Below are 17,487 nucleotides of genomic sequence, written 5' to 3'. Positions count from 1 at the left end.
ACTATAATTTATTTAAAATGCGTAAATATTTTACCAACTCGTTTTCAAAAGTTGATGTGTCGTTTATATCTGTTTTAATGACTAAATCATTAACATTTGTTTCTTCTATAAGACCTACTTTAAATTTGGCTTCACTTGTTGCTGTAGCAAACACTAAAGGAAGTTTATCTGAAATATAATAACTTATAAGCAAATCACTTTTTTTGTTAAGAAATGATTTTAAGGTTTCGGTTTTTACGTTTCCTTTCCAACCTAAATCTTTTCTTGAAAATGTATTTGGATAAATACTTTCGGTTTTAAGTTTTGGATTTGTTAGAGCTAATATTTCGAAGTCTTCTTTTTTTACTTTTAAAACTTCTGATAATTTATTAATCCAATCAAGGTCTAAAAATTCAGAATCGTCTACTATAAATCCTACTGTTTTGATAATATTACTGTTAGAAACCATTACTCGATTTTTAACACATTTATCAATGTAGTTTTTATTAGATTTTTCTTTTAAACCTTTTAAAATCATTTATCTTTATTGCTTTGATGCAAATGTAGTAATTGTATCATGAATTTAACTTGAAATTTTTCAACATTATTATGCAAAAAAATTCCTTTCTAATAATAGCTATTATATGTCTTTTGTTTTCTTGTAAACAAGAGCATCATTTAAGTAAAATTAAAGGTAAACAAATCCCTGTGTCAGACAGTATTGCTTTAGATACAGAAATTGATGATTTTATAAAACCTTTTAGAGACAACCTTGAAAAAGACATGAGCAAAGTGTTGTCTTACGCACCAAAAACTTACCACAAAAAAGACGGAAATTTAAATACTGCAATTGGTAATTTGATGGCGCATATTGTTTTAGAAGAAGGTAATCCTATTTTTAATAAAAGAACAGGAAAAAACATTGACATGGTTTTACTAAATCATGGTGGAATTAGAGCTGCTATTAACAAAGGAAATATTACTACAGAAACAGCTTATCAAGTCATGCCTTTTGAAAACAGTATAGTTGTAGTAGCTTTAAAAGGACAACAAATAGACAGCTTAGTTTATTATCTAAGCAAAGCAAAAAAAGCGCATCCTATTGAAGGCTTAAAATTAACCTTAGATAAAAATTATAATATAGTTGAAGCTTTAATTAACAAAGAAAAAATAGATAGTAATAAGACTTATTATGTAGCTACTAATGATTATTTATACAATGGTGGTGATAATATGAAGTTTTTTAAAACCAATGACACTGTCTACACTTTAGACTATAAAATAAGAAACGCAATGATTGACTACTTTAAAAAAGTAGACACCATAAATCCAAAATTAGACGATAGATTTACCCAAATACAATAAGCATGAAACGTAGAGATTTTATACAACAAGCAACAGCAGCGACAGCACTTGCAACTATTGGAGGATATGGATTTTCTTCGTTTGCAGCAGGTTCTTCTACTAAAAAAATTACTATTTTACATACTAACGATGTACATAGCCATATAGATCCTTTTGGTCCTGATGATAGTCGTAACGCAAACCAAGGTGGTGTTGCTAGGCGTGCTACTCTAATTGAAAATATCAGAAAAGAAAATCCAAATACATTACTTCTTGATGCGGGAGATATTTTTCAAGGTACACCTTACTTTAATTATTATGGAGGCGAATTAGAATTTAAACTTATGAGCAAACTTAAATATGATGCTGCCACTATAGGAAATCATGATTTTGACAATGGTATTGACGGACTCTACGCACAATTACCACATGCTAATTTTCAGTTTATTAGCGCCAATTACGATTTTAAAAACACCGTGATGGATACACATGCAAAACCGTATCAAATATTTATTAAAGACGGTATCAAAATAGGTGTTTTTGGTATTGGTATTAAATTAGATGGTTTAGTAGACAAAAAAATGTATAAAGAAACAGTGTACTTAGACCCTATTGAAACGTCTCAAGAAATGACTAGAATACTTAAAGACCAAGAGCAATGCGATCTTATTATCTGCTTATCACATTTAGGTTACCATTATAGCAAATCTCCAGAAAAAATTAGCGATTTAAACCTAGCAAAGTCAACCAAAAACATAGATTTAATTATTGGTGGTCATACACATACGTTTTTACCAAAACCAACTGTTGCAAAAAATTTAGAAGGCAAAAATGTACTTGTAAACCAGGTAGGTTGTTACGGTATAAACTTAGGTAAAATAGACTTTTATTTTGATGCAGACAATAGTAAATCTGCTAACGGCACATCTATTATTGTGTAATTAGCTGTCTTCTTTTTACGTCAATTAATGTATAATAATAAATAAGCCCAAAACCAATAGCCATAAGTATTGAATATATCATTTTTAGGAAAATTTCTGCTGTAATAAATACATAAGCTACTTGAATCATTTCTGAAAAAACAATACAAACACAAGCCAAAAACAATAATAAAGATTGTTTATTTAAATTATGAAGGTAATACATTAAGGATGTTGACAACATCAATAAAATAAGCACATTATACATGACTTCTACATAGAAAATAATTGTATTAACCTCTAATGTTTCATCTTGAAGAATCATTTCATTTAATGTATATAAAATATACAAATTAAATGCTACAAGAATAATTAAATGAAACTTAAAATACTTTATTAGCTTTTTAAATTTAATGCCCTTAATAAATAAAATTATTAAGCTGGAGTAAGCTAACATAATAAAAACATAAGATGAGTAATAATAAATTACTTCTGAAGTTATAAACCAAAGTTTTAATATTTCTGAAATTGCAAAACCTGATAAAAAAACAATAAACAAAATGCTTTTTTTACTTTTATATGAAGTATAAAAAAAGATAAGCGTAGGCAATATTAATACCCAAGCAATTTCTGACAGAACATTATTCTGAAATAAATTACCAAGTAATGATATTACAACCAAGATAACTAGTGTTAAAGTTATGGTTTTGTATTTGCTTAACTTCATTAATTGTAACTTTGGTTCACAAATGTATTATTAAAACACATTTAAACCAAATAAAATTGCATTTTATCGATTATTTTGAACGAAAAAACATTTATTAATATTCAATAAAAAACAACAAAAGACAATTTTAAACCAACAAATACATTTTAAAGACTATAAAAATGAATATAAATTAAAAAATTAACTATAAATATAAAAATATGATAATTTTACAGTTTTTACCACAATTATGTTTTTCTGAAGAAAATTCCTACTATTTAATCATTAATAAAAAGTCTTCCTCGCTAATAATCTCTACACCTATTTTTTCGGCTTTTTCCTTTTTACTTGGTCCCATTTTATCGCCTGCAACTATATAATTTGTTTTAGATGAAATTGATGAAGATACTTTACCTCCATTATCTTCAATAAGCTTTTTAAGTTCTGTTCTAGACACTTGATAAAACACACCTGAAACGACAAAGATATTCCCTTCCAACTTATTGGTTTGATTAGCTAATTTTTCTGCTGAAATTTCTAACTGAACTCCATAAGATTTTAATCGACTAATGCTTTTCTGATTTTCTTCATTTGAAAAGAAATCGACGACACTTTCTGCTATTTTAGTTCCAATTTCATCTACATTAACCAATTCTTCAATACTTGCATTTTGTAAAGCTTCAATAGATTTGTAATGTTTTGCTAGTTTTTTAGCAACAGTTTCACCTACAAATCTAATACCGATTGCAAACAATACACGTTCAAACGGTATTTGCTTTGAAGCCTCAATACCAGCGATTAAATTATCGGCACTTTTTTCTGCCATTCGCTCTAAAGGAAGAATGTCTTCTTTGGTTAACTCATATAAGTCTGCAAAGTTATTGATCAATCCAGCATTAACTAAAAGCGCAACGGTTTCTCCTCCTAAACCTTCAATATCCATTGCTTTCCTTGAAATATAATGTTGTATCCTTCCAATTATCTGAGGATTACAACCATTATAATTTGGACAATAATGCTTGGCTTCGCCTTCAATACGTTCTAAAGGTGTATTACATTCTGGACAGTTGGTGATGTATTCTGTTGGTTTAGAATCTACTGGTCGTTCTTCTAAATTAACCGCTATAATTTTTGGGATAATTTCGCCTCCTTTTTCTACATAAACCGTATCTCCTACTCTAATATCAAGTTTTTCAATTTGATCTGCGTTATGTAAAGACGCACGTTTTACAATGGTTCCTGCCAATTCGACTGGCTCTAAATTAGCTACAGGTGTAATGGCGCCAGTACGACCAACTTGATAGGTAATTTCGTTTAAAACAGTACTTACCTGCTCTGCTTTAAATTTGTATGCTATTGCCCAACGTGGCGCTTTTGCAGTAAAACCTAATTCTTCTTGCTGGTATAAACTATTGACTTTTACGACAACTCCATCTGTCTCGTAAGGCAACTCATGTCTTGCTTGATCCCAATGGTTTATAAATTCAAAAACTTCATCTATTGTATTGCATAATTTAGATTCTTTTGGTGCTTTAAAACCCATTTGTCTGGCGCGTTCTAAACTTTCAAATTGCGTTGTAAAATTGAAATTACTTCCAACCAATCCATATAATAAACAGTCTAACGGACGCTTTGCAACTTCGGCGCTATCTTGTAGTTTTAAACTTCCAGATGCTGTGTTTCGCGGATTTCTATATGGTTCTTCTCCGTTAGCGATTCGCTCTTCATTCATTTTGTTAAATCCATCAAACGGAAGTACGATTTCACCTCTAATTTCAAATTGCTCAGGAAATGGCGGTTTTAATTGTAATGGTACTGAATTTATGGTTTTTACATTTGCTGTCACATCATCACCTTGCACACCATCGCCACGTGTAACAGCTTGCACTAACGTACCGTTTTTATAAGTTAAATTTATAGATGCACCATCATATTTAAGCTCGCAAGTGTATTGCACATCACCATCTACCAACTTTTTAATTCTAGTTTCCCAATCTTTTAAATCTTCTAAAGAATACGAATTATCCAAACTATACATTCTGTGTGCATGTACAACAGTTTTAAAGTTTTTAGTCACTTCGCCACCAACACGCAAGGTTGGCGAATTTGCATCATAAAACTCTGGATGCGCTGCTTCTAAAGCTTGTAATTCTTTTAATTTAATATCAAAATCGTAATCGCTAATCGTTGGATTATCAAGTACGTAGTAATTATAGTTATGCTGACGAAGCTCGTCACGTAGTTGGGTTATTTGCTGTTTTATATTCATTGGTTTGTCACTTGTTCTTTATTTTAGTACACCACAAATCATTCTATCCTTCCCAAAAAGATCTTGCTTTAACTTAATGTTTTTAAAGCCAAATTCTTCTAAAAGTGCCATCATTTCTTTTCCAAGATATTCATTTATTTCAAAATACAGCTCGCCATTTGGTTTTAAATTTATAGTCGCAAACTGTGTAATGGCTCTATAAAATATTAGCGGATTTTCATCTTCGACAAACAAAGCCAAATGTGGCTCGTGGTTAAGCACATTGTCTTGCATTTGCTGCTTTTCTAATTGTCTAACGTATGGCGGATTGGAAACGATAATATCAAATTTGGTTGCTGAATCAAGTTCAGAATTACAGATTTTTAATATATCATTTTCAATAAAATTAATATCTACTTGGTTTAGTTGTGCGTTTTTGTTTGCCATTTCTAACGCTTTTGCAGAAACATCTATCGCAGAAACATTAGCATTTGGCAATTGTTTTGCTAAGCTAATAGCGATACAACCTGTTCCTGTACCAATATCTAAAATATTAAATTGGTTATTACCTTCAATATTCTCAAGTTGACTATTAGCATTGGTATTTGATAAAATTAATTCAACCAATTCTTCAGTTTCTGGTCTTGGTATTAATGTGTTTTTATTAACATAAAATGGCAATCCATAAAATTCAGTTTGTCCAATAATATATTGTATTGGTTCATGATTTTTTAAGGCTTTTAAAGCACTTTCGTACTTTAAAACAAAGTCATCTTCAATAGTCAACTCTGTGTTTAAAGCTAAATCAATACGTTTAATAGCATTGTAGTATTCTGTAAGCATAAAGAAAAAAGTTTGCACTTCTTCTTTACCGTAAATTGCATCTAAATGCTCGTGAAATTTTTGTTTTAAATCTTTTAATTTCATCAAACTATTATAAATCTTTCAACATCCAAACTCCGCAATTAAAATGACCGGTATCACCTAAAGGTCCATCTAAAAACTTAAAACCATTCGTTTCATAAATATGTATCGCTTCTTTAAGCTCTGGGATAGTTTCTAAATACGCGTTTTTAAATCCATAAGATTTAGCGGTTTCTAGGCATTTTAAAAATAGTTTTTTGCCGTAACCTTTTCCGCGTAAGCGATTAGAAAAATACATTTTTTGGATTTCGCAAACCTCGTTTTGTGCGTTGTTAAGCGGTTTAAGTCCGCCGCCACCTTCAACTTTTCCATCTACAGTAACCACAAAATACACTTCTTTATCGCCTGCGTAAGATTCAAACATTTTTGGCGTTTCGGCATCGGCGTAAGCTGTACCGACTAAAGGCAAGTTGTACTCTATAAAAACTTCTCGAATTACAGCTTCCATTTGCTTATTATCTTCTGGTTGGATTTCTCTTATTTCAATAGTCGAATTACTCACTTTAAAATGCTATTTTTACACAAATTTTTAGAGGTTGAAGATACAACAAACCTAATCACAGAGCAATGAAGAAAGCGTTATTCTTATTAACAATATTGGCTTGTTTTTTTAACTGCACAGTTAACGAAACACCAGAATTTATTGGCGTAAATACTATTGAGGTTGAAGATTCTAATTCTAAGTTTATTACGCTAAAAGCGGAAGCCGAATTTTTAAATCCTAACGATATTGGCGGTACTTTAAAAACCGATGATCTTAAGGTCATTATTAATAATAACGAAATCTCGTCTGTAACTACCGAAAGTTTTAACGTGCCTGCAAAAGATAAATTTACCATTCCGTTACGCGCAAAAATCCCAACAGATAGTTTATTTAGTGATAAAAATTTAAGCAGTATTTTAGGTAGCTTATTAACCAAAAACATGAAAGTACAGTACGTTGGTGATATTGATTATAAAATCATGGGATTTTCGCACAAATACCACGTAGATGTTATTGATAACGTAAAAATCAAACTATAATTTGAACGATCAATTTTACATACAACGCGCTTTACAAATTGCCAAAAACGGTTTAGGAACAACACGTCCAAACCCAATGGTTGGTTGTGTTATTGTGGTTGATAATAAAATAATTGCCGAAGCTTTTACTAGCGCTTATGGCGGTAATCACGCCGAAGTAAATGCTATAAATAAAGTAGCCGATAAAAGTTTGCTACAAAAAGCAACGCTTTATGTAACTTTAGAACCTTGCAGCCATTACGGAAAAACGCCACCTTGTAGCGATTTAATTATTCATCATAAAATCCCAAATGTGGTTATTGGTTGCGTAGATGATAATCCTGAAGTTGCTGGAAAAGGCATTAAAAAATTAATGGAAGCTGGCTGCAAAGTTAGAGTTGGTATTTGCGAAGAAGATTGCAAAGCGCATCACAAACGTTTTTTTACATTTCATAATAAAAAACGACCTTATATTATTTTAAAATGGGCAGAAACCGAAGATGGTTTTATCGCACCAAACCAAAGAGACAAACAAGCACCAGTTTGGATTACCAATACATTTTCTAGGCAATTAGTGCACAAATGGCGCGCCGAAGAACAAGCTATTTTGGTTGGCACAAACACAGTTTTACAAGACAATCCTACATTAACGGTAAGAGATTGGACTGGAAATAATCCAACACGAATTGTATTAGATAAAAACGAAAGTTTGGATCAAACTTTTTCAGTTTTTAATGCTAAAGCTGAAACTTTAACCTTTAAAGACACAACTGCAAAAGCTATTTGCGACAGATTATTTAAAGCTGAAATAAATTCAGTAATTATTGAAGGTGGCGCAAGAACATTACAACTGTTTATTGATGAAAACCTTTGGGACGAAGCACGAGTTTTTAAAGGAAAAACAACATTTAAATCTGGTGTAAAAGCACCAAAACTTAATGGACAACTTATTGAAAAGTCTCATATTTTAGAAGACACGTTGTCTATTTACAAAAACGAAAACAATTAATAAATGATTAAAACCATCATATTCGATTTTGGAGACGTATTTATCAATTTAGATAAAGAAGGCGCTTTAAAATTAGCTTTAGAAAAATTTGAAATTAAAGAATTAGACGAAGAACTTCAATCTATAAACGCTTTGTATGAACAAGGTTTAATTTCTACAGACGAGTTTTTAGACTTTTACGCAGATAACTTTCCTAAATTGAATAAAGACGAATTAAAATCTATTTGGAATCACATTATTAAAGATTTCCCAGAACATAGATTACAGTTTATCAAACAATTAGCAAAAGACAACAATTATCAATTAATATTGTTAAGTAATACTAACGAGCTTCATATAGATTACATTAAAAAGAATGTGTCTTTTTATGAAGACTTTAAAAATTGCTTTGACCAATTTTATCTGTCTCACGAAATTAATTTAAGAAAACCCAATGCAGATATTTTCAATTTTGTATTAACTGAAAATAAACTGAATGCAGAAGAATGTCTTTTTATTGACGACACTTTAGAAAACACACAAACTGCACAACAATTAGGAATTAATGTTTGGAATAACAATCCAGCTACTGAAGATATTGTTGATATTTTTACAATTAAAAAGGACTTATTTTAATGTATTTACTGCTTAGCATACTAGCTTCAACATTAATATTTATCATTTTTACTTTAGTTGGTAAGTTTAAAATAAATACGCTGCAAACTATTGTATTTAATTACTTTACTGCATTTAGTTTAGGTGTTATTAGTTACAGTCAGCCAATAAACACTTCCGAAATTATCCAATCCAAATGGTTTTATGGCGCAATTGGTTTAGGCGTTTTATTTATTTCAATTTTTAACGTTATGGCTTTAACTGCGCAGCGTAACGGGATTTCGGTTGCGTCTGTTGCTAGTAAAATGAGTGTGATCATTCCCATAATATTCGGACTTTTTGCTTATAATGAAAGTTTGGGTTTGCAAAAAGCAGTTGGTATTTTATTAGCATTAGTTGCTGTGTATTTAGCGTCGGTTAAAAAGCGTACCGAAACTGGTTTTGCTTTAAAAGGACTTTGGCTTCCGTTATTGTTATTTTTTGGATCTGGTGTTATTGATACATCCATAAAATATATTGAAACTAATTTTATTCCAGATGGCGATATCCCAATATTTTCGGCATGTATATTTATGATGGCTGGATTAATAGGTGTTAGCTTTATTTCCGCGAAAGCGATACAAAAACAATTTACTTTTGACAAAAAAGCAATACTTTCTGGATTTATTTTAGGTATAGTAAACTACTACTCTATTTACATGTTATTAAAGGCTTTAGATGCCGAAAATTTTGAAAGTTCGACCATTTTCACTGTTAATAATGTAGCTATTGTAATGCTTTCAACCTTAGTTGGATTGTTATTTTTTAAAGAAAAATTATCTATAAAAAACTGGTCAGGAATTGCTATTGCAATTATATCTATTATATTAGTGACTTTAGCTTAATTTATGGAAAACGATACTTACAAAACCATTGTAAAACCAAATGACGAAGTACTTTTTAAAGACAAAAACTCTAAGTTTTTTGGGTATGCATTTCCTGTAAAAAATGAAGATGAAGTTAAAGCTCACATCGAAAATCTAAAAAAACAACATCACAGCGCTAGACATTGGTGTTATGCATATCAAATTGGATTTGAAGAACCTGATTTAATATACCGCGCCAATGATGATGGCGAACCTAATAATAGTGCAGGAATGCCAATTTATGGTCAAATTCAATCTTTTGAAGTTAACAATGTACTAATTGTAGTTGTTAGATATTTTGGTGGTGTAAAATTAGGTGTTGGCGGATTAATAAACGCTTATAAAACCACAGCACAAATGGCATTAGAGGCTTGTAAAATAGTAACTAAAACCATAAATGTAGATTTTGTAATCACATTTGATTATAAAAACATGAATAAGGTGATGCGTGTTATTAAAGAGAAAAATCTAAATATTATCAACCAGAAATTAGAATTAGATTGCCAAATTACTATTTCAGTAAGAAAAAAAGATGCTAGTACGATAGCATCTATTTTTGATAGTATTTACGAAGTAGAAATTAAAGAATTAGACAACTAATTTTTTAATGCTTCTAAAAAATATTTAGGCGGACGCGTAGGTCTTTTAGTTTTCATATCCATAAATGCTAAAACAACTTCTGCTGTACATAATAATTCGTCATTTTGATTGGTTAATATATAGTCAAAATTAACTAAAGCTGTTGGTTGTTTTTTAAGCTGAGTTTTGACTTTAATTACATCATCATAAAATGCTGATTTTTTAAAATTTATAGATAAAGAAACAACAGGCAAACCTATACCGTTTTCTTCCATATTTTTGTAAGAAATTCCTAGTTTACGCAACCATTCAATCCTTGCCATCTCTAGATATAATGCGTAATTACCGTGATGCACAACACCCATTTGGTCGGTTTCTGCATATCTAACTCTTATTTCAATTTCATCTGGTTTTATAGCCATTTAATCAATATTTTTTTGTAGTTTAGAAATCTGGTTTAACATGAGAAAAAAAAACTAGAAATTCAACACTGTTTCATTTTTTTTTTTAGAATTTTGTTCACATATTTGTCCAGCTGTAAATCTAAAGGCTTTTCTCTAACTCTTAAGGTCTTTTTTTAACTAACAAAAACAACGTTTAATAGTATTATGAGTGTAACTGCGCAATCGGTATGGAATAACTGTCTACAATTTATAAAAGATAATATCCAACCTCAAGCATACAAAACTTGGTTTGAACCTATAGTCGCAGTTAAACTAACTGATAATGCTTTAAGTATTCAGGTACCTAGTAAATTTTTCTACGAGTGGCTTGAAGAGCATTATGTTAAGTTACTAAAAGTAGCACTTACCAAAGAACTAGGAGAAACAGCAAAGTTGGTTTACATTATAAAAATGGAAAACACCTACGGTAACAAGCAACCTTTTACAGAAAAGATACCTAGTACAAATAGAAGTGCTGTAAAATCTCAAGATGTTGATGTACCGTTAAACAATAAAAATCCAGAGTTAAAAAACCCATTTGTAATTCCTGGTATTAGAAACGTTAAGATAGAATCTCAGCTTAATCCTAATTATAATTTTGATAACTTTTTAGAAGGTGACTCTAACCGTTTAGCAAGAAGTGCAGGATTGGCTGTATCTGCAAAACCAGGAGGTACATCTTTTAATCCTCTTTTAATTTTTGGAGGTGTTGGATTAGGTAAAACTCACCTTGCTCACGCTATTGGTGTTGATATTAAAGATAAGTATCCAGAAAAAACTGTTTTATATATTTCAGCTGAAAAATTCACACAACAATATATAGATTCAGTAAAGAAAAATAACAGAAACGATTTTATACATTTTTACCAATTGGTAGACGTGTTAATTATTGATGATGTACAATTCTTATCTGGTAAATCGGGTACGCAAGATGTATTCTTCCATATATTTAATCATTTACATCAAAACGGAAAACAAGTTATTTTAACAAGCGACAAAGCGCCTGTTGATATGCAAGATATTGAACAACGTTTATTATCTCGTTTTAAATGGGGATTATCTGCAGAGCTACAAACACCAGATTTTGAAACCAGAGTGTCTATCTTAAAGAACAAGCTTTATAGAGATGGTGTTGAAATGCCTGACGATATTGTAGAATATATTGCAAAAAATATAAAAACCAATATTAGAGAACTTGAAGGTGCTATAATTTCTTTAATTGCTCAATCTTCTTTCAACAAAAAGGAAGTAAATATCGATTTAGCTAAACAAGTTGTAGAAAAGTTTGTAAAGAACACAAAACGCGAAGTATCAATAGATTACATACAGAAAATTGTATCAGATTACTTCCAAATGGATGTAGACACTTTACAATCTAAAACAAGAAAACGTCACATTGTACAAGCTAGACAATTGGCTATGTTCTTTGCAAAAAAGTTTACTAAAGCTTCTTTAGCAAGTATTGGATCTCAAATAGGAAAGCGCGATCATGCTACAGTATTACACGCTTGTAAAACAGTAGACAACTTATCATCTACAGACAAGCAATTTAGAAAATACGTAGAGGATTTAACTAAAAAGCTTTCGGTATAATTTACAATTACCATGACTAAAATTTTAATGGTTTGCTTAGGAAACATTTGTCGTTCTCCTCTAGCTGAAGGTATCCTAAAATCAAAATTAGATTCTAATTTTATTGTAGAATCTGCTGGTACAGCAGCTTATCATGTTGGTAATAAACCAGATCCAAGATCGATTGCTGTTGCAAGTCAAAATGGATTAAATATCACTAACCAACGCGCAAGAAAATTTAACAAGCAAGATTTTGAAGACTTTGATATCATTTATGCAATGGATAACTCAAATTATCAAAATATAATTGCACTAGCAGAAAATGATCAACAAAAAGAAAAAGTAAAACTTATTTTAAATGAAAGTTTTCCTGATAAAAACTTAGATGTACCAGATCCTTATTATGGTGGCGAAAAAGGTTTTGAAAATGTTTACAATATGCTAGATAATGCTTGTGAAATTATTGCAAAACGAATAAATACATCATCATAATTTGTTACTTTTAGGGTTATGAATAAAGGACAGCTCTATTTAATTCCGAATACATTAGGAGAAAACAATCCTTTTGATGTATTACCAGCACAAGTAAAAACAATAATTGATAGTTTAGATACTTTTATTGTTGAAAACTCTAAAGCAGCTAGAAAATTTATAAAAAGTATTTCTCCAGAAAAATCACAACCTAGTTTAACGCTTTTTGAATTAAATAAACATACACAACCTGAAGATTTACCTAATTTTATAAAACCTTGTTTAGAAGGAAAAACTATTGGTTTATTATCGGATGCTGGTTGCCCAGGTATTGCAGATCCAGGTGCAGATATTGTAAAATTAGCACATCAAAATAATATAAAAGTTGTTCCTTTAGTTGGTCCATCTTCTATTCTACTCGCCATGATGGCTTCTGGTATGAATGGACAATCTTTCGCTTTTAATGGTTATCTGCCTATAGATAAAAATGAAAGAAAATCTGAAATAAAAAGATTAGAACGAATTAGCAAAGATTACAATCAATCTCAATCTTTTATAGAAACACCTTACAGGAACAATAAAATGTTAGAAGATCTTTGCAACACGTTAAGTAACGATTGTTTGATCTGTGTTGCTTGTGATATTACTTTGGATACAGAATTTATCAAAACACAAACTGCTAATCAATGGAAAAAAAATAGTGCTGACCTACATAAAAGACCAACACTATTTATAATTCATAAGGAATAATATTGTTAAGCTCTACTATGCTTAACTTTAACTTTTTTTAACGGTTTGATAGAAGAAGTATCGTACCCAGAAAACTTTTTCATGTAATATCTTACAGAAGTTCCAAACGCATCAGAAAATCCATTTTTACCATAGCTTCTTAGGTATTTCTTTACACTTCCTGGTCCTGCTAAATGTGCTGCAGCTAGTATACCTGACTCAGTAATTTCTATGCCATTAATTTTTTTACCTACAAATCTTTTGATATCTCTACGCAAAACCCATTTGTTACGTTGTGCATTTGCTATAAATGCTTTTTCTTGTAACTCTGGTGTTTTTAGAAACATGTTAGAATCATAAATACCAATTAATTTTAAAGTACTTTTTCCAAATTGGTATTTCCCTAAATACCCAAACTTATTGACTCTAAAGTAGTTGTTTTGAGATTCTTTAAAACCTAATGCCTCTTTAAATCCAGCAAAAGATTTTCCTAAGTGCGGAGTATATTGCTCTTTTACATCATAAAAAGCAATATCATTAGATATTTCTGTGCTTTTTGTTGTTTGCTCTTCATCTTTTATGATGATAGCTTCTTTATTATTGTTGTAAAATACAACTGCTAATAAAATTGATATTGTAAGTACTAGCGATAATAACTTTCCAATATTTTTTTTCATTGTTTTTGATTTATAACCAAATCTTAAAATATAGATAGGGTTAAAATTTCAGCGTGCAAATATACAACAAATTATTTAATACTGAAAATCAACATGTTAAGAATTGTTAAAAGTAAACAAAGTGCCCAACTAGCTTACCGTTACCATTAATTTCTAAAGTAGGAAATGGTATCTTAACTACATTAAAGACATTAAAAACTTGCTTTAAAAATTCTGATTTAGTTTCAATTTTAGTTAAATCTACATCAAGACTTAAATAAAATTGTCTACTTCTTTTTTGATTAGGAAAATTGAGCTGTTGTAAATTAGATTCACCATACAACAATCCATCAACACCGTAACCAACAGCAACATTTAACCATTTAGGTAATTTACTTTCTTTAAAAAAAGAATGTAAATTAGCACTTAACCAATACGTTTGTCCGTTATAATCTTTCAGTATTTCTTCTAAAATACCATTACCCAACTTATTTGGGTTTTTAGATGCAAAACGTGTTCTGTTAAAAGAGTATTTTAAACTAATGCGTTGTTCTTCCCAGAGTAATTCTTGTCCAATAAACAATCCAGAACCTGCTGCATTTGCTGCAAAATCTCCCCAAGAAAATCCCCATTCTTCAGAAAATCCATCTAAAACTTCAACACCAGTTAAAAACATAAAACCTAGTGAGCCGCCATAAATTAATTGATTTTTCTTGCTTACTCCTGCCCAGTTTAATGTTTGAGCACCAAATCTTCCTAAATGATAAGCTGTAAATGTGTGCCCTAACTTATCCATTTGATACCATTCTGAATTATCATTTATGGTATGAAATTTAGAACGCTCATAATCTGCGTACCATAATTGATTTAATCCAAGAAGTGTGATGCCTCCTAAAGTGCTTTCGGCAATTATAACTGCATTTCTTCTTTTTACATTTAATGTATCGCTTGGTGTAAAAAAAGAGCTTTGTTCTGTTTGACTTAATACAGAACTAACACAAAAAATTATAAAAATTAAATATCTAAACAAGTCTATCTATTTATACCTTGACTACTAATCCATTGTGTATACAATCTCTTATTAGCATTATGTTGCGCTAATGTCTTTGCAAATTTATGGTAGCCAAAATTTTTAACGTCTGCTACAAAAAACATATAATTATGTTTTTCTGGGTTTAATACAGCATCTATTGCAGAAACGTCTGGCATTGTGATTGGTCCTGGTGGTATACCCGGATATTTATACGTATTGTATTTAGAATCTATTTCTAAATCTTTGTAAAGCACACGTTTTATTACTTGATCAAAATTGTTTTCTTTAAGTTTTTTAGCATATATAACTGTTGGATCTGCTTCTAGAGGCCAACCTTTTCTTATTCTATTTAAATAAACACCTGCAACACGTGGTCTTTCATCTACTTTAGCTGTTTCTTTTTGAACGATAGATGCAATAGTCATTACTTCGTTAACAGATAATTTTAATGCTTTTCGTTTTGCTTGTCGCTCATCATTCCAAAAACGATAATATTCACCTAACATTTTATCTCTAAATAACTCTGGTGATGTGTTCCAAAAAAACTCGTATGTATTAGGAACATACATATTAATCACGGTTTGCTTAGTAAAGTTTTTTTCTTTTAAGAATGTAGAATCTGTCATTGCTTTTAATAACGACAAACTATCAGGTTCTATTTGTTGTGCGATACGACCTGCTAAATCTTCTATTCGTTCTTGATTATTAAAACTAAGCTTTATTGGTAAGTTATTACTTCTTATAGAATTAATAATGTCATTATTACTCATTCCTTTTTTTACAGGAAATCGTCCAGCTTTAATATTAGTTGTATATTTTTTTTGAATCGCTAACGCATCAAAACTATCAATATCTTTTAATAATGGTTCTAATTGCTCTCTAACTTCTACATAGGTTGCATTGGTAGGTATATAAATATAAGCCGTTTCATTATTAAATGCCGTATTTGGCTTTAGCATTGCATTGTATACAAAATAGGCAAAGTAGCCAGCTATAACTAATCCAATTAAGGCTATTGCTAAGAGTATTTTTTTAATGTACATTAGTATTTATTAGTTGAAGTAAGTATTCGTTTTTATAGCTTCCGTTAAGATAATTCCAGTCTTTTTTTAAACCAATTTCTTCAAATCCTTGATTTTTAAACAAGTTTAAACTTGCTTCATTATCTTCAGAAATATTACAATATAATTGATGCAAATCTAAGTGTTTAAAACTATATTTTATCAATAGTTTTAAAGCTTCTTTACCATATCCTTTTTGTCTATCGGTTTCAGATTTTACCAATATACCAATTCCTGCGCGTTTGTTTTTTATATCAAAATCAAATAAGTCTATCATTCCGATAGCTGTGTCTGCATCATTACAAATTACTAGTCGTAATTGCTTAACTTCATAAATATCTTTATGAGCATTTTCTAGATATTGCTTGATTAAATATTTAGAATAAGGTGTAATGGTGTTGCTTATTTCCCAAATGGTTTCATCATTTTCAATTTGATGAATAAACTCTAAATCTTCTGGCTCTAAAGCACGTAAATAAATATGTTCTCCTTTTAATGTTAACATTCTATTTCGCCTTTAAAAACCTGAGTTGCTGGACCGATTAACATCACATTTTTATAAGTATCTTCTACTTTATCAAAAGACACTTTTAATTGTCCGCCTTCTACATTAAGGTTAATGATATTTGATGCACTTTCTCCTGAATCATACATTGCTATTGCAACTGCTGTTACACCAGTACCGCAAGATAAAGTTTCGTCCTCTACTCCTCTTTCGTAAGTACGAACTGCAAAAGTGTTTGGGTTAATTTTTTCTACAAAATTAACATTACTTCCAGCTTGATTGTATGGTGCGCCATAACGAATTTTTTCACCTTCTGCTTTCACATTAAACGTCTTTAAATTATCAACAAACTGAACATGATGTGGAGATCCTGTATCTAAAAAATGATGGGTAGTAAAAGTGTCAATAGTCTCGACATTTTTCATTTGAAGATGAATTAAATTTTCTTCAATCTTTGCATGATGCAATCCATCTATTGCATAAAACGTTGTTGTGTTTTTAAAAATGCCTAAAAATTCAGCGAAAGCGACAATACAGCGTCCTCCATTACCGCACATGGTACTTTCATTACCATCTGCATTATAATACACCATTTTAAAATCTGCATCTGGATGATTTTCTAATAAAATCAATCCATCTGCACCAATGCCAAAACGTCTGTCACATAAAAATTTGACATATTTGGTATCATTTTTGTCAAATAATTCTTGTCTATTATCAATGATAACAAAGTCGTTACCTGTGCCTTGATATTTGTAAAATGTTAAAGTCATTAACGTAAAAAATTGAGACACAAATATAGCACAA

21 protein-coding genes are annotated in these 17,487 nt (G+C 30.3%); 10 read left to right on the top strand and 11 right to left on the bottom strand.

Annotated elements, in window-relative coordinates; genetic code table 11:
• Position 1: 1 nt before the first annotated feature.
• Positions 2 to 517, bottom strand: a complete 516-nt coding sequence (locus ACEQT4_RS04025; RefSeq protein WP_370226128.1) for a hypothetical protein — start codon at positions 515 to 517, stop codon at positions 2 to 4.
• Between the two features lie 170 nt (positions 518 to 687).
• Between ACEQT4_RS04025 and ACEQT4_RS04020 the strand changes: the two genes are divergently transcribed.
• Positions 688 to 1,344, top strand: a complete 657-nt coding sequence (locus ACEQT4_RS04020; protein WP_370226127.1) for a 5'-nucleotidase C-terminal domain-containing protein — start codon at positions 688 to 690, stop codon at positions 1,342 to 1,344.
• Between the two features lie 2 nt (positions 1,345 to 1,346).
• Positions 1,347 to 2,264: a bifunctional UDP-sugar hydrolase/5'-nucleotidase gene (locus ACEQT4_RS04015; RefSeq protein WP_370226125.1), complete on the top strand. Its 918-nt coding sequence runs from the start codon at positions 1,347 to 1,349 to the stop codon at positions 2,262 to 2,264.
• Here the strand turns inward: ACEQT4_RS04015 and ACEQT4_RS04010 are convergent.
• The 4 genes from ACEQT4_RS04010 to ACEQT4_RS03995 form a co-directional block, all read right to left on the bottom strand.
• Positions 2,254 to 2,970 carry a hypothetical protein gene (locus ACEQT4_RS04010; protein ID WP_370226124.1) on the bottom strand — a complete coding sequence of 239 codons (717 nt, stop codon included), beginning with the start codon at positions 2,968 to 2,970 and terminating at the stop codon, positions 2,254 to 2,256. The genes ACEQT4_RS04015 and ACEQT4_RS04010 overlap by 11 nt on opposite strands.
• Positions 2,971 to 3,223: 253 nt before the next feature.
• Positions 3,224 to 5,218 (bottom strand): NAD-dependent DNA ligase LigA, encoded by a 1,995-nt coding sequence (gene ligA, locus ACEQT4_RS04005; RefSeq protein ID WP_370226123.1) that lies wholly within the window; start codon positions 5,216 to 5,218, stop codon positions 3,224 to 3,226.
• An 18-nt stretch (positions 5,219 to 5,236) separates the two neighbouring features.
• On the bottom strand, positions 5,237 to 6,124 hold the full coding sequence (gene prmC / locus ACEQT4_RS04000; protein WP_370226121.1) for a peptide chain release factor N(5)-glutamine methyltransferase: 888 nt from the start codon (positions 6,122 to 6,124) through the stop codon (positions 5,237 to 5,239).
• A gap of 7 nt (positions 6,125 to 6,131) precedes the next feature.
• Entirely contained in the window at positions 6,132 to 6,623 is a 492-nt protein-coding gene (locus ACEQT4_RS03995; protein ID WP_027878743.1) for a GNAT family N-acetyltransferase, read from the bottom strand.
• A gap of 65 nt (positions 6,624 to 6,688) precedes the next feature.
• Here ACEQT4_RS03995 and ACEQT4_RS03990 point away from each other — a divergent pair, with 65 nt between their 5' ends.
• From ACEQT4_RS03990 to ACEQT4_RS03970, 5 genes are read left to right on the top strand one after another with little or no spacing between them, the layout of a single operon-like run.
• Positions 6,689 to 7,144, top strand: coding sequence for an LEA type 2 family protein (locus tag ACEQT4_RS03990; RefSeq protein ID WP_370226119.1), 456 nt, complete (start codon positions 6,689 to 6,691; stop codon positions 7,142 to 7,144).
• Between the two features lies 1 nt (position 7,145).
• The gene (gene ribD, locus ACEQT4_RS03985) at positions 7,146 to 8,132 is read left to right on the top strand and encodes a bifunctional diaminohydroxyphosphoribosylaminopyrimidine deaminase/5-amino-6-(5-phosphoribosylamino)uracil reductase RibD (protein WP_370226117.1); all 987 of its coding nucleotides are present in this window, start codon (positions 7,146 to 7,148) and stop codon (positions 8,130 to 8,132) included.
• 3 nt (positions 8,133 to 8,135) lie between these two features.
• On the top strand, positions 8,136 to 8,747 hold the full coding sequence (locus tag ACEQT4_RS03980; RefSeq protein ID WP_370226116.1) for an HAD-IA family hydrolase: 612 nt from the start codon (positions 8,136 to 8,138) through the stop codon (positions 8,745 to 8,747).
• Positions 8,747 to 9,610, top strand: coding sequence for an EamA family transporter (locus ACEQT4_RS03975; protein ID WP_370226115.1), 864 nt, complete (start codon positions 8,747 to 8,749; stop codon positions 9,608 to 9,610). The genes ACEQT4_RS03980 and ACEQT4_RS03975 overlap by 1 nt, the downstream gene beginning before the upstream one ends.
• Before the next feature lie 3 nt (positions 9,611 to 9,613).
• Complete coding sequence (locus ACEQT4_RS03970) at positions 9,614 to 10,231, top strand: YigZ family protein (RefSeq protein ID WP_370226114.1); 618 nt, start codon at positions 9,614 to 9,616, stop codon at positions 10,229 to 10,231.
• Here ACEQT4_RS03970 and ACEQT4_RS03965 read toward each other — a convergent pair.
• Complete coding sequence (locus ACEQT4_RS03965) at positions 10,228 to 10,632, bottom strand: acyl-CoA thioesterase (protein WP_370226112.1); 405 nt, start codon at positions 10,630 to 10,632, stop codon at positions 10,228 to 10,230. The two genes, ACEQT4_RS03970 and ACEQT4_RS03965, sit on opposite strands and share 4 nt — an antisense overlap.
• Before the next feature lie 186 nt (positions 10,633 to 10,818).
• Here ACEQT4_RS03965 and dnaA point away from each other — a divergent pair, with 186 nt between their 5' ends.
• From dnaA to ACEQT4_RS03950, 3 genes are read left to right on the top strand one after another with little or no spacing between them, the layout of a single operon-like run.
• Entirely contained in the window at positions 10,819 to 12,246 is a 1,428-nt protein-coding gene (gene dnaA, locus ACEQT4_RS03960; protein WP_027878736.1) for a chromosomal replication initiator protein DnaA, read from the top strand.
• A 12-nt stretch (positions 12,247 to 12,258) separates the two neighbouring features.
• On the top strand, positions 12,259 to 12,717 hold the full coding sequence (locus ACEQT4_RS03955; protein WP_370226110.1) for a low molecular weight protein-tyrosine-phosphatase: 459 nt from the start codon (positions 12,259 to 12,261) through the stop codon (positions 12,715 to 12,717).
• Between the two features lie 18 nt (positions 12,718 to 12,735).
• Positions 12,736 to 13,446, top strand: coding sequence for an SAM-dependent methyltransferase (locus ACEQT4_RS03950; protein WP_370226108.1), 711 nt, complete (start codon positions 12,736 to 12,738; stop codon positions 13,444 to 13,446).
• A 5-nt stretch (positions 13,447 to 13,451) separates the two neighbouring features.
• Here ACEQT4_RS03950 and ACEQT4_RS03945 read toward each other — a convergent pair whose 3' ends face one another.
• From ACEQT4_RS03945 to dapF, 5 genes are all read right to left on the bottom strand, one after another.
• A complete protein-coding gene (locus ACEQT4_RS03945) occupies positions 13,452 to 14,102 on the bottom strand; it encodes a peptidoglycan-binding protein LysM (RefSeq protein ID WP_370226106.1) in 651 nt (216 codons plus the stop codon).
• Positions 14,103 to 14,208: 106 nt separating this feature from the next.
• A complete protein-coding gene (locus tag ACEQT4_RS03940) occupies positions 14,209 to 15,117 on the bottom strand; it encodes a DUF2279 domain-containing protein (RefSeq protein WP_370226385.1) in 909 nt (302 codons plus the stop codon).
• Positions 15,114 to 16,157: an endolytic transglycosylase MltG gene (mltG, locus tag ACEQT4_RS03935; RefSeq protein WP_370226104.1), complete on the bottom strand. Its 1,044-nt coding sequence runs from the start codon at positions 16,155 to 16,157 to the stop codon at positions 15,114 to 15,116. The genes ACEQT4_RS03940 and mltG overlap by 4 nt, the downstream gene beginning before the upstream one ends.
• Positions 16,147 to 16,680 carry a GNAT family N-acetyltransferase gene (locus ACEQT4_RS03930; protein WP_223076958.1) on the bottom strand — a complete coding sequence of 178 codons (534 nt, stop codon included), beginning with the start codon at positions 16,678 to 16,680 and terminating at the stop codon, positions 16,147 to 16,149. Before ACEQT4_RS03930 ends, mltG begins: the two co-directional genes overlap by 11 nt.
• The gene (gene dapF / locus ACEQT4_RS03925) at positions 16,674 to 17,453 is read right to left on the bottom strand and encodes a diaminopimelate epimerase (RefSeq protein WP_370226102.1); all 780 of its coding nucleotides are present in this window, start codon (positions 17,451 to 17,453) and stop codon (positions 16,674 to 16,676) included. Before dapF ends, ACEQT4_RS03930 begins: the two co-directional genes overlap by 7 nt.
• Between the last annotated feature and the right edge of the window lie 34 nt (positions 17,454 to 17,487).

The organism is Mesoflavibacter sp. (genome assembly GCF_964226795.1).
Classification (GTDB): domain Bacteria; phylum Bacteroidota; class Bacteroidia; order Flavobacteriales; family Flavobacteriaceae; genus Mesoflavibacter; species Mesoflavibacter zeaxanthinifaciens.
Note: the sequence above shows the minus strand (reverse complement) of the source record. Positions and strands in the feature narration are given on the sequence as shown.

Excerpts from the sequence above, each read along its gene's own strand:
- ACEQT4_RS03980 (WP_370226116.1), top strand. The coding sequence starts at position 8,136 with ATGATTAAAACCATCATATTCGATTTTGGAGACGTATTTATCAATTTA.
- ligA (WP_370226123.1), bottom strand. The coding sequence starts at position 5,218 with ATGAATATAAAACAGCAAATAACCCAACTACGTGACGAGCTTCGTCAG.
- ACEQT4_RS03975 (WP_370226115.1), top strand. The coding sequence starts at position 8,747 with ATGTATTTACTGCTTAGCATACTAGCTTCAACATTAATATTTATCATT.
- ACEQT4_RS03965 (WP_370226112.1), bottom strand. The coding sequence starts at position 10,632 with ATGGCTATAAAACCAGATGAAATTGAAATAAGAGTTAGATATGCAGAA.
- dnaA (WP_027878736.1), top strand. The coding sequence starts at position 10,819 with ATGAGTGTAACTGCGCAATCGGTATGGAATAACTGTCTACAATTTATA.
- ACEQT4_RS03955 (WP_370226110.1), top strand. The coding sequence starts at position 12,259 with ATGACTAAAATTTTAATGGTTTGCTTAGGAAACATTTGTCGTTCTCCT.
- ACEQT4_RS03930 (WP_223076958.1), bottom strand. The coding sequence starts at position 16,680 with ATGTTAACATTAAAAGGAGAACATATTTATTTACGTGCTTTAGAGCCA.
- prmC (WP_370226121.1), bottom strand. The coding sequence starts at position 6,124 with ATGAAATTAAAAGATTTAAAACAAAAATTTCACGAGCATTTAGATGCA.
- ACEQT4_RS03950 (WP_370226108.1), top strand. The coding sequence starts at position 12,736 with ATGAATAAAGGACAGCTCTATTTAATTCCGAATACATTAGGAGAAAAC.
- ACEQT4_RS04010 (WP_370226124.1), bottom strand. The coding sequence starts at position 2,970 with ATGAAGTTAAGCAAATACAAAACCATAACTTTAACACTAGTTATCTTG.
- ACEQT4_RS03970 (WP_370226114.1), top strand. The coding sequence starts at position 9,614 with ATGGAAAACGATACTTACAAAACCATTGTAAAACCAAATGACGAAGTA.
- dapF (WP_370226102.1), bottom strand. The coding sequence starts at position 17,453 with ATGACTTTAACATTTTACAAATATCAAGGCACAGGTAACGACTTTGTT.
- ACEQT4_RS04015 (WP_370226125.1), top strand. The coding sequence starts at position 1,347 with ATGAAACGTAGAGATTTTATACAACAAGCAACAGCAGCGACAGCACTT.
- ACEQT4_RS03990 (WP_370226119.1), top strand. The coding sequence starts at position 6,689 with ATGAAGAAAGCGTTATTCTTATTAACAATATTGGCTTGTTTTTTTAAC.
- ACEQT4_RS04025 (WP_370226128.1), bottom strand. The coding sequence starts at position 517 with ATGATTTTAAAAGGTTTAAAAGAAAAATCTAATAAAAACTACATTGAT.
- mltG (WP_370226104.1), bottom strand. The coding sequence starts at position 16,157 with ATGTACATTAAAAAAATACTCTTAGCAATAGCCTTAATTGGATTAGTT.
- ACEQT4_RS03945 (WP_370226106.1), bottom strand. The coding sequence starts at position 14,102 with ATGAAAAAAAATATTGGAAAGTTATTATCGCTAGTACTTACAATATCA.